This is a genomic window from Paraburkholderia adhaesiva, assembly GCF_021390575.1.
Taxonomy (GTDB): domain Bacteria; phylum Pseudomonadota; class Gammaproteobacteria; order Burkholderiales; family Burkholderiaceae; genus Paraburkholderia; species Paraburkholderia adhaesiva.
In genome coordinates this window covers 1,067,486-1,080,670 of the sequence record NZ_JAJEJQ010000002.1, presented here as the reverse complement: position 1 = coordinate 1,080,670, position 13,185 = coordinate 1,067,486, and the positions used below count along the sequence as shown (strand labels likewise).

Below are 13,185 nucleotides of genomic sequence, written 5' to 3'. Positions count from 1 at the left end.
GTCAATTCTCAAGGTTTGGCGTACCACGAACAAGCGAGGATAATTTGACGTACCCAAAAGTTTTTCTTTCTTCACAACCATGCGACCTCACCTGCCCCTCAATGCGTTGCGCGCATTCGAAGCGTCCGCCCGCCATCTGAATTTCCGTCTTGCTGGTCTGGAGCTGAAGGTCACGCAGGCGGCCGTCAGCCAGCAGGTGCGCATGCTCGAGGAGCGGCTCGGCACGCCGTTGTTCAAGCGCCTGCCGCGCGGGCTAGGCATGACCGACGAGGCGCGCGCACTGCTTCCGGTGTTGACGGACGCCTTCAACCGGATCGAGGCAGTCGTCCGCCAGTTCGAGGGCGGGCGCGTGCGCGAGGTGCTGACGATCGGCGTCGTTGGCACGTTCGCCGTGGGCTGGTTGATGCCGCGTCTGAAGTCATTTAACGAAGGCCATCCGTTTATCGAGCTGCGGCTGCTGACGAATAACAACCTCGTCGATCTTGCGGCGGAAGGACTCGATTTCGCGATCCGTTTCGGCGACGGTAGCTGGCCCGCAACCGACAACGTCTGGCTGATGGACGCGCCGCTGACCGTGCTCTGCGCTCCGGAGGTTGCGAAGCGGCTAACGACGCCGGCCGATCTGGGTAAGGAAACGCTGCTGCGGTCGTATCGCGAGGATGAGTGGCCTTTGTGGTTCGCGGCCGCCGGGATCGAGCCGTGGCCGGTGAATGGGCCAGTGTTCGATTCATCGCGGTTGATGGTCGAAGCGGCCATGCAGGAAGCCGGAATCGCACTTGCCCCGTCCGCGATGTTCGCGCGTGAACTCCGCCAACGCCTGCTCGTGCAGCCGTTCGCAGCCGAGGTGCAGATCGGGGCGTACTGGCTCGTTTCGTTGAAGTCGAGGGCACTGTCGCCGGGGATGGTCGCGTTTCACGAATGGTTGTCCGGTGAAGCCGATGCTTCGCGGCGCGTTGGGAAAGCGACTGGGACACCTTCACGGAGGGTATGAGGCGTTCGCGCCCGGTTGAGTCGCGGCGAACACATGAATCACCACGACCTGCGTCAGCCGCACAAAGTCGCACGAAGTCGATAAAGCCCCCTTCGCGAGGCGCGCTTTTCCCCTTGCCTGTTGACCCGCTGCTCAGATGCCTTCCCCCTTCCCCGGGAGCCTGTGGCCGCGCCACTGCGCCCATACGACAAAGCCTCGCCGATTCCCGCCACGCGCACGCACCGGACATTGCGAGGACGTAGCATGAGTCAGGCTGTTGGCGTGCGGCCGCCACTGTCCTGTCCCCTTCCGCCCGCAAGGCGAAACGATGAAAGCAGGCGTTTCGACGTTTCTCGATCTGTCGCGCTGGGTCGCTGCGTTTCTCGTCGTGATCAATCACGCGCGTGCGCTCGTGCTCGCCGACTTCGGCGCGCTCGCGCAGCACAGCAGCGCCGATCGCGCCTTTTACCTCGTCACGGGCCTCGGCCATGAGGCCGTCGTGATCTTCTTCGTGATCAGCGGTTTTCTGGTGGGCGGCGTCACGCTCGATCGCTGGCTGATGCGCGGCCCGGATCTACGCGCGTATGCATGCGCGCGTACGAGCCGTATTTACACAACGCTCGTTCCTGCGCTCGTGATCGGAATCGTCCTCGATTTCACGGGTCTGCACTGGTTCGACGCGACCCGCATCTACACGACACTGCCCACGCCCGCGATTGCATCGATCGCGACGCCGTTCGTCACCGGTATGAACGTCACTGCGTTCTTCGGCAATCTCTTCATGCTGCAAGGCGTGCTAACACCGACGCTCGGCAGCAATGGCCCGCTCTGGTCGCTCTCATACGAGTGGTGGTACTACTGCCTTTTCGCGCTGGCGATCGCTGCGCTCACGAGCGAACGCGCCTGGCGCGTTGGCTGGGTCGTCGCCGCGCTGGCGCTCGTCGTTGCGCTGCCGCTGGCGCTCACGCTCTGGGGTTTCGTCTGGATGCTAGGCATCATCGCCCATCGCTGGGTCTACTCGACGGTGTGGCGCCCCGCTCCCGCGTTCGGCGGCGCGCTATTCGCGGCGGCGCTTCTTGCGTCGCGCCTCACCCATGGCATCGCTGCAATCGACGCGAGCCTCGCTGGCTCGTTCACGCGAGACTTCGTGCTCGGCATTGCGTATATGGTTGCACTGGCGAGTGCGAGCCGTCTCTCGCATGCACTGCCGCTCGCCGCGATGCATAGGCGCCTCGCCGATTTTTCGTATTCGACTTACCTGTTCCACTTTCCCGCGTTGCTGTTGCTTTGCGCATTCGCATGCCAGACTTTCGGCCTGCGTTTTTCGCAGCCGCCCGACGCGCGCGGCCTGGTTTGCTTCGGTGTGGCTGTCGCCCTCGTCTACGCGTACTGTTTTGCGGCCTCGTTGCTAACCGAGCGGCACACGGCGCGCGTGCGTCATTGGCTCGATGCACACCTGCGCGCACAAGTGCAACGGCAACGGAGCGTCGAACCGGCCGGCGCACCCGCGCCGAAGACCTGAACCACAAGCGGGTTCAAACGACCAGGAGAGCAGCATGGCGCCAGGCGCATTCCGATTCCTGCTCGCGTCCGTTGTCGTCGTGTTCCATTACACGAGCTTCGGGATCGGCCACGCGCCCGTCTATCTGTTTTTCGCGCTGAGCGGGTACTGGGTCCACGTGATGTGGCAGCATAAATACGCGGCCACGCGCGATCCCTACGTCACGTTCGTCGTCTCGCGCGCCTGGCGGCTCGCACCCGTGTTTCTGCTGTGCAGTCTGCTCGCCCTGGCCATCGTGGACGTTCTCCCGCGTTTCATGTCGCCGCGTGTGCCCGTCACGCCGCTGGACGTGCGGGCGCTCGTCGCGAGTTTCCTGATCTTCGGCTACAACACGGCTGGCGGTGCCCCGCTGGTGCCCGCGTGGTCGCTCGACATCGAGATGGAGTTCTATGTCGTCGCGCCGCTCATCATCCTGCTGATGCAACACAGGCCGCGCGTGGCCCTCTTCGCATGCGCAGTCGTGAGCGCAGTGTCGTTCGCGTTGTTCTACGACCGCGCGTTTACCTCGTATCTGCCGTGGTTTGTCGCCGGGATGCTCGCTGCACGCTATCCGGTGCTGCGGCCCTCCCGCAGCATGGCGCTCGGTTCAGCCGCGCTGACGCTCGCCGTGATTGGCGTGTTTGCGGCCGCGCCTGCGCTGCGGCCCGTGCTGTTCGGCGGCGCGCATCGCAGCGCCGCTTATCTGGCCTGGAATCCTCCATTCAACATCGCGCTCGCGGCTATCGCGCTGCCCTTCGCAATCGGCTCACTGAGCTTGCGCAGCAATACGTTCGACCGGCTGCTCTCCGACGCTTCCTATTCGCTCTATCTGGTCCACTGGCTGCCGCTGCTGTTCATATCCCATTACGTTTCGCAGATTGCAGGCCTGCCGTACGCCACCCGCGCGCTGGTTACCGCGCCCCTCATCTTGCTCGCGTATGCGACCGCTTTCGGGTTGACGCTGTGCGTCGATCGCCCGTGCGGCCACGTGCGCGAGCACTTCGTGGCGCTGCGCCGCGCGAAGCGCGCAACGGCACCGGGCTACGAGATTGCCGCGGAATCGCCGGGACACTAGTCATACGCCGAGACAAACCGGAAGCGCCCCCACAGATTCGGCGTCAACTCGGCTTCGCCCGGCAGATCGCTGACCAGTCCGCCCGCCTTGTTCGACCAGTACACGCGTTGCAGCGTCTCGAAGCCATTGCCCCGAAGCACGCCGATATCCCCGGCGATCGTCGTACCTGGCGAGACGTTCAGATCGAGCAGCTTCAACGGAACAGCGACCTTGTAAGTCACCGTGCCATCGCCGCCGCGCTGGATGTCCAGCACAACACGGTTGCTGAGGTTGTCCACGCGATCGAAACGAATCGTGCGCAGCGGGGAGCTGTAGCTCACCGGCGCAAGCCCCCCCGTCGTGGCCACAGGACGGTAGAGCATCGCGACCGTCGCGCCATTCACGCGCGAGACCACCAGCCGTTCGTCGCCGCGCACCGCGTCTGTGCGGCCTGCACTCGCGCCCGGATCGACGCCGAGCATCAGGTCGATGCCACCACCGGTCGCGAAGAGGTTCTGCAGCGATTCCCCGCTGTTGGCGAGAAGATCGGGATTGTCGGTGCGGACCGTGATCACGAGCTGCTCGCCGAATACCGCGAGTGCGCCACTTGTTACGGAATCCTTATGACCCCAGTCGCCCACCTGGCTACTGCGCGTGTCGATCTTCGCCCATTGCGTCGAGCCGTTCGGCCAGTCCTGCGCGGTTTCGTCCGGGTGCACGGCCACGGTAAGCACGCGCTCCCCATTTCCCGCGGCTGCTTCGCGCTCGGCGTTGGCGCGTTTTTGCTGCTGCGCGGCTACCAGATCCGCAGCGGTCACCGTGATGGTCTGGTCCGGCAGGCGTCGCACGTCTTCGAGCCCGGTAATGCGCAAGAGCGGCGACGTCGAACCGGCCTGCATGTAGACGTGCCCGTCCGGGCCGCGTGTGAGCGTGGGATGGAAGCACTCGAAGCCGAGGCTCGTCGCGCCGAGGTCGAGTCCGTGCGCAGCGTCGGGCGGTGGTGGCGCGGTGTCGAGGCGCGCGTCCTTGAACAGCGTCGCGACGAACAGACCATCCGTCGTGAACAGATAGACGTCGCCTTCGTTGCCGTTGATGGCCCACAGCTGCCCCACATCCGAGGGCGGCGGTGCATCGATCGGGTTACCCAGCACGCGCGTTGTGCCGATCATTTCGCCGGGCCGCGACGGCACCGGTGCCGCATGCGATGCATGCAGGCCCGGCCACAGGCTCGGATACGACCAGCGCGCGCCATGGCTGCCCTGCACGCCGGCCACGCCCTGCGGCGCGAATGGCGCAGGCGGCGTCGTGAACACAGTCCAGTCATTACGGCCCACCAGCACCTGGCCGCCACCCGTACTCACGGGTGCCTGCACGCCGGTTGCCAGCGTGCGTGGGTGATCGGTGTCGTAAACCGGCACGCCATCCGCCGCGATGCCGGTGGCCGGCACCACAATCGCCGATTGCCCGGCGTAGGCAAAAGCGAACGAGAGATCGTCCAGCACCGTCACGTTGCCGAGCATCGCCGCGTTGCCGCGCGCTTCGCCCTGCGGCTGCCAGAAAGTGACCTCGTTCGGTTGAACACGGTGATCGCCGTTCGCGTCGCGCCACAGGAACAGCAGCGCGCGATGCGCCGGATCGCTGCCCGGCGGCATGCGTGCCTTCATCGCGGGATCGGCGAAAACCGGCAGTAGCTTGCCGGTCGCGTCGGACGTGCTGCCCGCCGCGGCGACGGGCCGTGCGATTTCGTCGGCGCCGAGGTGCCAAAGGATGACGCTCGGGCGCCCCGTCACCTGCGCGCTGAACGCATTCGTAAGATAGCGTTCTTTGTCGCGGTAGAGCGGATAGTCTGGCGCGCCACCCGTATCGGTGGCGGCAAAACCGGTGTCGTCGGCATCGGCGCGATAGTAGACCGCAAGCGGCGTGCTCGTATGTGCGTTCCAGTCGAGCTTGAACGTCGTGCCGCCCGCTTCGTCGGCATAGTAGAAGCGCGTCTTGTCGCGTGGATCGAGCGTGCCGCCGCCGCCATAGCGCGGCGGCCCGTAGAACGCGTCAACGAAGCGTCCCGTCGGGCTGTCCCATACACTCACGCGTTTGGGTGTCTTGTCGTTTTCCGCGACCCACAGGCGCCCTTGACCGTCTATCGTGATCCCGGCTGGATGATTCATGTGCGCTGGATCGTAGACACCGGGCGCAGGCGCTCCTTTCTTCCCGATCGTGCGTGCGGGCCGTCCATCAGGCGCGAACACCTTGACCTGGTGGCTGTTGCCCCAGTCGCTCACGTAAATTGCGCCAGCCGCGTCGACACAGAGCGCTTGCGGGTCGTCGAGTCCGTCCGCGATTACGGTCTGGCGGCCCGCGATATGAACCTGCCCCGCTGCGTCGCGCGAGAGGTCGAGTCGCAGCAATTGATGCCCGGACAGCGCCAGTAGATGTCCCTGTGCGTCAAACGCCAGCCCGCGCGGATCGTCGAGCGGCGCGCGACCCAGCACGCGATGCCGTGCGGCATCCACGAACAGGAGTTGATTGACGCTGCGCAGCGCGACGGCCACGAGCGAGTCGCGCACAGCGAGTCCTGCAACGAGCGCGTGTCGCTCCGGATACGGATCGTCGGCTGCCGGTTTCGCGAGGCCCGGCGGCTCGTCGATGCGCAATGGCGGCGAGAGTACCGGCGCGTCGTCGCCGGTGCCGAGACGCGCATCGGCCGGCACCGAGCGCTGCGCCTGTGGCGAGAGCAACGCGTTAAGGCGCAGCTCGCTGTAGTGATCGCCAGGTTGATCGCCGCGCCACGACGAGGCCGCATACGCGTAAGCGTCCGGCGCTCGCTGGGGGCCCGTATCTCGCGCCAGTTGTGTCGCGCCGGTCCACACACCGCCCACCCACATTTGCCCCCACAGCTTGCGCCCATCGGGCGCGAGCCACGCCAGCCCGCTGCCGCCCTCTGAGACATAGCTGCCGACCAGCACCTGCCCAGCCGTCGTAGCCGGCGCATGCGCTCGCACGGGTGCGTCGCTGGACGGCACGAACAGCACGGCCGAAGGCGCCGAGTGATTCGCCAGCCATTCGCTGCGACGATCGGCGGTCTTCCACGGCGGCTGGCCAGGATCGTACGGACTGAACTCGTAAAGCGCCCTCAACGCGGGCCGCACCAGCCCGCGCACGCGGTACGTCCCCGGCGACACGAGCCGGCCTGGAATGCCGTACTGGCCGTGAATCGCGGCATCGGCATCGCGGCCCAGATCGTCGAGGCCGTCCCACCACGCGGTGTTTTCGCCCGCCGGAAACTGCGTCTCGCTCACGAGATTGCGCACACGCGTGCCGTCCGGCTTCTCGATCACGAGCGTCACATAGCCGGGCTGTGCGAGTCTGAAATGAATCGGGATCGGCGGATGCCCCGATTGGGCCGCATTCGCGGCGCTCTGCGTGTTCGCAGCGGACGCGGCGTCGATCGCGCGCGTCGAGCCCCATAGATCGCGCGCAACCCACGCCGCGTACGCGACACCGAGTGCGAGACCGGCCACCACACAGCTGAGCAGCAAAGGATGTCGTGACAGCCGCATATTTCGGCCTGTTGGCATGCGTCGCTTCATTTGAACAAGCGCTGGTAGCGCGTGCTGTAGTTCAGTCCGTTGCTACGCCGTCCGATCGGCAGTGCGGGTACGCCAGCGACAATCGCATACGGTTCGACTGGATTTGTCACGACGGCGCCCGTGGCGACGACCGCGCCTTCGCCGATCGTTACGCCAGGCATGATGACCGCGTTCAGACCGATCCAGACGTAGTCACCGATCACGACGCCGCGCTCGTAGCCCGCGAAGCTCTCGCTTTCGGGATCGTGTGAGGCGGTGAGGATGGTCGCGCGCGAGCTGATCGATACGTTGCGCCCGAGCACGATGCCGCCGCGCGTGTCCATGCGCGCGTCCTCGTTGACGACGGAGTTTTCGCCAATCGAAAATCCGTGCCGCGCGTCGAACGTCACGCCCATCAGGATCGCCGAGGACGACGCGATATCGAAGCCCATGACACGGCGATACCAGACACGCCGCATGAAATGAGACGGCACGTGGTTGGCGAAAACATTGTTGGCATAGAGAACCAACTCGCTGATGAAATATTTCATGGCATCTTGCGGAAATTAGCGCAGGCCGCCGCCACATAGACGGCGATCGACACCACCGGGCTGATCGAAGAGAAAATCACGACGCTTGCGATCGAATCGACGCGCATGAAGCACAGCAGCACGCCCTGCAGCACGAGCGTGATGACGACCTGGATCCACGACGGCATGATCCACGCACGCGACATGTTCAACGAGAACAGCAACGCCTCGATCCCCCACAGCGCAGCCGAGCTCAGAATCAGCAGCAGCTCGCCGTGCAGGCCGGCGTACTTGTCGCCGAGGACCGCGAGCACAGTGCCCGGAAACAAGGCGGCAACACCGAGAAACATGGCGACGAGGCTGACAAATAGCGCCACGACGGCGCAATACCTGCGCAGCATCTCGCGTCGATCCTTGAGCACCGCGAAGCGCGGCATCACGATGCTCGAAAACACCGACTGCATGACGACGAGCAGCACCGAGATCCGGCCCAGCGCACCGAGTTGCGCAATCTGGGGCGCATTGCCGAAATAGCCGAGCAGCAGCACATTGAGCTGGCCCTGGATGCAAAAATAGATCGACGCGGGAGCCTGGCGGCGCGCGACCTTCGCGAACTCCTGCTTGGCCTCGTCGAGCGCGAAGTCGGTGTCCTGTGCCCGCACGCTGTAACGCCGGCGAATAGCGTGCGCTTGCAGCCCGATCGCGACGAGCGCGGCCGCAAGCGCGGTGAGCACGTGCGGCCACACGAGGAGCGCGGCAAGCAGCACGAGGCGCAGCAGCGCACCCGAGATCGTGATTTTCTGCAACTGCTTGAGATTCTGTTCGAGCTTCGGCAGCACGGCCGTGAGATCGAAATTCAACTGGAAAAAGGACACCGCCGCGACCAGCAGCATGATCGCGACAGCGAGTGGCCACGACGCCTGCGCCCGCGCGAGCAGCAATATCCCAGCGATGAAAATCGCCACGCCGAACAGGGCGAAAAATTTCGCGCGTGCTTCGAACGCCACAGTAAACACGCGGTTGATCTTTGCGCGATCGGGCCACAGACGGCCCGCCACGCTCATCAGCGCTGCGCTCACCCCCATGTCGCTGAGCACGCTGCCAGCGCCCATCATCGTCACGGCGATCGTGTACCACGCGTATTCGTGCATCGAAAGGGCGCGCACGACACAAATGCCACCGACGAAGTTGAGTCCCTGCACAACCGCTTCGCGCGACAGAAACCTGGCGACGAACACATACAGGCTGGGCTTTACGCGCAGCAACGCCCACACCCCGGCAGTACGTTTTTGCGCGGCGGCGTCCGACATCGCGTAGCGAGTGCGGCTCATCGGCTGATGCTCCTCGTTCAGTTTGGTGAGTCGATCACCTGTGCCTATAATCGAATCGTCGATTCAATGCTTCGTTAAACGAAGTAATTCGCTCCATTACCCAACGCTCATGCAGATCATCAGGCCCCTCACACTGCTTTTCGTCGCCGCGGCGTGTCAGAGCCACGCGCTCGCGGCTGGTAGCGACACGGGCGGCACCAGCGACTACGCTCGTGTGCCTGCACCCGCTCCCGCTCCGGCCAGCGTGCCGGAAGTACCGGGCTACCAGCTTCCGCGTGAAAACCCCATGCCCGACGAAGCAAAGCTGCTCGGCGCGCCGAGTGAAGTCGGCGCCTCAGCGCCCGACGACGACAACGACAACACGACGCGTGATACAACACGGCGCACCAAACCCATCGTCGCCACGACGCCGCCTCATCGTCACGACGTCTTGCCCAACCCCTGGCCACCCGCCTGGTCGTCCACGAGCGGCCGGCCGGCTTACCGCAACCCGTGGTGAACGTGCCGCATGCGCTTGCAGCAAAGCTAATGCCACGCCAGGCGCTCGACCGCATAACGATCGACCGCATCGATGAGGCCCTGCGCCATTGCCTTGATGGTGAAGCGCTCTTCGTAGAGCGCTTGTGCGCGCGCCTTCATACGCTGCCGGTCGACTTGCTTCAGGCTTAGCCACCAATCGAGCCCTCGCTCGACGCCATCAATCGTGTCGTCGCAGACGAAACCCGCCTGTCCCCTTTCGACCTCCCGCCAGATATTGACCTTGTTCGTGATGAGCACCGGCAACTGGCATGCGAGCGCTTCCGCAATCACCATGCCGAAGTTTTCCTGATGCGAGGGCAGCACGAACACATCGCTCGCATAGAACGCGGCCCACTTCTCGTTGCCTTCGAGCATGCCGGTCCACGTTATACGCTCCGTCACGCCTAACTCGCTGGCCCGTGCACGCAGGCGCTCGCCGAGGTCGTCGCTCTCCGGCCCCGCGACGACGAGTTGCCAGTCCGGGTGCTCCGCCGCGCGGCGCGCGAACGCCTCGATCAGCAAATCGCACCCTTTCTTTGGATGCACGCGGCTCAGAAACAGGATGATGTGCTTGTCACGCAGACGCGGCCACGCGTCGAGAAAGGTGTTTCGCAAGATCTCGCTTTCCACTGGCGGACTCGCAGTGCCGCAAGTCACGACATGCTCGTTCGCGCGATAGAGCCAGAACGAATCGTGCGAAAGCCGCCGCTCCTCTTCGCTCGTGAAGAGCACTGCGTTGGCGTCGCGCAAGAGCCGGTATTCGGTCCACGGCCAATACAACCATTTCTTCAGATGCTTGAGCGGATAGGTGCGCTTGAACCACGGATCGAGCATGCCGTGCGTGAACACGAAATACGGCACGCGCAGCGTGCGCAGCGCTCGCCAGGTTCCGAAACTGTGGTATTGCCAGAGTCCGTTCACGAACACGGCGTCGTACTCGCGCGCATGCAAGTGCAGCCACGGCACGAGGTGCTCGTTATAGCGATAGTGGCCCACCGACGGCCCGAGCGCGTGAACTCGCAGAGAAAATTCCGCGACATGGGCCTCGCGCGGGTCGTCGAGCGACAGCACTTCGACCGCGTGACCGGCCGCACATAGCCAGGCCCCCGTCTGACGCACCGCCTCCACGGTGCCGCCGAGGCGGGGATCGGTCGAAGGCAGGACGTGCAATAACTTCATGCGCAGATCGTTCCTGTCGAAGGCCGTCTCAACGGCGTCGGGCGTTGGCCAGTCATGATCCGACCACTGCAATGAGCTTGCGGATCATTTCGTCCGTGCTGAAACGCGCGGCGTTGCCGAAACCCGCACGGCGCATCGCTTCGAAGTCGGCTGTCTCGATCGCTGCGGCAGCTGCGGCGCAGTCGCCAGGATCGAAGTAGACAGCGGCATCTGCGCCGACCTCGGGAAACGGCGCCCGATTCGATGCGAACACCGGGCAGCCACAGGCTTGCGCTTCGACGATGGGCCAGCCAAATCCCTCGTTCAGCGACGGAAAGATCAACGCCTGCGCCCCCGAATACAACGCGACGAGCAGTGCATGGGACGCGTCCTCGACGGTACGCACGCGCGATGCGAAACCGCCTTCCGCGATTACCTCACGCGTGGGCGCATCGGGCGGCGGGCCGACGAAGACGAGCCGCGCGTTCGCAAAACGCATCCCGCGCAGCAGCGCTGCGAATACCCGTGCTACCGCCACACGGTTCTTGCGCGGATGATTCGAGCCGACGTGCAGGAAAAACGGGGCATCCGCGAGCGCACCGAGCCCGCTCGCGGCAAGCACCTCGCGCCACGCGTGGTCCATTCGGAAGTCGCCATGCAGTCCATTCCGGATCACAGTCGTGCGCGCCGCCAGATCGTTCCGCAGATCGAGCAGTTGCGTGCGCGTAAGATCGGAAACGCAGACGATCCGGCGCGCACGCGCGACGCCGCGCAGATTCAACGCCTGCAGCACCTTGCCCGTGAAGCCCGTATGCCAGCCCGTCACGAGGCCGCGCGCGGCCTGGATCGCGATCACGTCATGACACGTCACACTGCTGCGCGTGCGCGGCAGCCACAAGAGATACATGCCGTTCGAGTGATCGCAGATGTGCGTTCGATCGAATCGCCGCGCCGCGAGCACGAGATAGATCGGGAAGATGACGAATTTGTCGATATACGCGATCCACTTCGCCAATCCAGCCGGCACGATGCCTCTCGGCAGCAGCACGGCGCGCGGCGCGGTCAGTTCGACCTCCACGCCTGCCGCGCGCAGCCCGCGCAGCAGCATTTGCGCGTAGGCCAGCATGCTCTTCTGGCCGTCAGCCGGATAGTTCCCAACCAGCAGGAGTCTCATGGCGTTGCTCCAAGCGGCCACACACGCTCGCCCATTTCGGCGGCGACTGGCCGCGTGCGGATCGAGCAAAGCGCGAGCCCGAGCGCGAGGAAACCGAACGCATTGGCGCTGACCTGTCCGCTCACCGGCCACGACGACATGCCATAGGCCGTGGCGGCCCACATCAGGAGCGGCAGCGACTCGCCAGTGTGCGTCAGCATCATGGCGCTCCTCGCCAACCCCGCCGCGAACATCACGCACTTGATGACGAGCCAGACGAATCCGGCCGCGCCCATTTCGAGCATGACGCGCGCGGGCTCCGATTCGGCCAGCGCGAACGCGTTCTCGCCGGTCAGGAGCACGGAGCCAGCATTCGTGCCCGCGCCGAGTCCGTGGCCGATGAAATCGATATCCTTGCGTGCGGCGGGCTCGCCAATAAGCTCGGTTTCGATACGCTCGACAATGTCCTCACCCTGGCCGGCCGATACGAAGCGCTGGATCGTGTCCTGCACGGCGTCGCTGAACACGTTCAGCGTGATCGCGACGGCGATGAGCCCGACCATGACCTTCGCTGCCGAGCGCATCACCGCACCGCCCGTGCGCGCGGCACCGAAACCGGCGAGCGTCTGCAGCGCCAGCATCCCGGCGAAGAACATGATCGACGCGCGAGAACCGCTGACGAGCGTCGAAATGGCGACCGCGACGTACCCTGCGAGCGCCATCCACCGGCGCGGATAAAGCCGCACGCCGGACCACGTCGTGCTGATCGCGATCGGCGTCACGACCGCAATGAAGCACGCAAAGCCGAGCGTGAACGTGAAGGTGCCGGAGACGCGCACGACGTTCGCGATGACGAGGAATATCTGATCCTCGTCCGTGTCGGGCTGCACGTTGAGCACGGAGGACGGCGGCAGAAAGTGCTGCAGCACGACGAGCGGCGTCATCGCAACGCCGAGCACGATCATGAGCCGCATCACACTGACGACCTCCTTCGTGGAGAGCGAGCAGGCCATCGCCAGCGCGAACCAGAAGTAAAGCAGCCAGAATCGCAATCCGAGCGCGAACAGCACAGGCGGGCCTTGCAGCACGACGATCTGAAACACGCCCCAGCACGTCACACAGAACGTCCACGCGACCAGACACAGCGTGACACCCGGCATGACGCGGAACGCACGGCCCCACGCCGCGCGCAGCACAAGCGTGAACGCTGCCGCGTCGCGCAGCAACAGCAGCGGCGTCGTCAGCTCCGGTGCGAGCCACTTGCGCACGGCCCCCTCGAACACGGCGATGAGGATCACCGTGACCACGAGAAGGAAGTCGAACCGCACCTGCATTCGAGGTTTCGCGATCGGCTTCACTCGGCT

At 64.8% G+C, this 13,185-nt stretch carries 10 protein-coding genes; 4 read left to right on the top strand and 6 right to left on the bottom strand.

Features of this window, described 5'->3' with window-relative positions; translation table 11 throughout:
* Positions 1-79 precede the first annotated feature (79 nt).
* The 3 genes from L0U80_RS20450 (at position 80) to L0U80_RS20440 (ending at position 3,585) form a co-directional block, all read left to right on the top strand.
* Positions 80-991, top strand: coding sequence for a LysR family transcriptional regulator (locus tag L0U80_RS20450; protein WP_233869157.1), 912 nt, complete (start codon positions 80-82; stop codon positions 989-991).
* A gap of 307 nt (positions 992-1,298) precedes the next feature.
* Positions 1,299-2,492 carry an acyltransferase family protein gene (locus L0U80_RS20445; RefSeq protein ID WP_233869154.1) on the top strand — a complete coding sequence of 398 codons (1,194 nt, stop codon included), beginning with the start codon at positions 1,299-1,301 and terminating at the stop codon, positions 2,490-2,492.
* 34 nt (positions 2,493-2,526) lie between these two features.
* Positions 2,527-3,585: an acyltransferase family protein gene (locus L0U80_RS20440; protein ID WP_233869150.1), complete on the top strand. Its 1,059-nt coding sequence runs from the start codon at positions 2,527-2,529 to the stop codon at positions 3,583-3,585.
* On the opposite strand, the gene L0U80_RS20435 is transcribed toward L0U80_RS20440, so the two are convergent.
* From L0U80_RS20435 to L0U80_RS20425, 3 genes are read right to left on the bottom strand one after another with little or no spacing between them, the layout of a single operon-like run.
* Complete coding sequence (locus L0U80_RS20435; protein ID WP_233869147.1) at positions 3,582-7,100, bottom strand: NHL repeat-containing protein; 3,519 nt, start codon at positions 7,098-7,100, stop codon at positions 3,582-3,584. The genes L0U80_RS20440 and L0U80_RS20435 overlap by 4 nt on opposite strands.
* 47 nt (positions 7,101-7,147) lie before the next feature.
* Positions 7,148-7,681: an acyltransferase gene (locus tag L0U80_RS31925; protein ID WP_444544283.1), complete on the bottom strand. Its 534-nt coding sequence runs from the start codon at positions 7,679-7,681 to the stop codon at positions 7,148-7,150.
* Complete coding sequence (locus L0U80_RS20425; protein ID WP_233869144.1) at positions 7,678-8,991, bottom strand: oligosaccharide flippase family protein; 1,314 nt, start codon at positions 8,989-8,991, stop codon at positions 7,678-7,680. The genes L0U80_RS31925 and L0U80_RS20425 overlap by 4 nt, the downstream gene beginning before the upstream one ends.
* 109 nt (positions 8,992-9,100) lie before the next feature.
* Between L0U80_RS20425 and L0U80_RS20420 the strand changes: the two genes are divergently transcribed.
* A complete protein-coding gene (locus L0U80_RS20420) occupies positions 9,101-9,490 on the top strand; it encodes a hypothetical protein (RefSeq protein WP_233869142.1) in 390 nt (129 codons plus the stop codon).
* 26 nt (positions 9,491-9,516) lie between these two features.
* Here L0U80_RS20420 and L0U80_RS20415 read toward each other — a convergent pair whose 3' ends face one another.
* Genes L0U80_RS20415 through L0U80_RS20405 form a run of 3 tightly spaced genes read right to left on the bottom strand, consistent with a single transcriptional unit; the run spans position 9,517 to position 13,155 of the window.
* Positions 9,517-10,689 carry a glycosyltransferase gene (locus tag L0U80_RS20415; RefSeq protein WP_233869139.1) on the bottom strand — a complete coding sequence of 391 codons (1,173 nt, stop codon included), beginning with the start codon at positions 10,687-10,689 and terminating at the stop codon, positions 9,517-9,519.
* Between the two features lie 52 nt (positions 10,690-10,741).
* Entirely contained in the window at positions 10,742-11,842 is a 1,101-nt protein-coding gene (locus tag L0U80_RS20410) for a glycosyltransferase family 4 protein (protein WP_233869136.1), read from the bottom strand.
* Positions 11,839-13,155 (bottom strand): hypothetical protein, encoded by a 1,317-nt coding sequence (locus tag L0U80_RS20405; RefSeq protein ID WP_233869132.1) that lies wholly within the window; start codon positions 13,153-13,155, stop codon positions 11,839-11,841. The genes L0U80_RS20410 and L0U80_RS20405 overlap by 4 nt, the downstream gene beginning before the upstream one ends.
* Between the last annotated feature and the right edge of the window lie 30 nt (positions 13,156-13,185).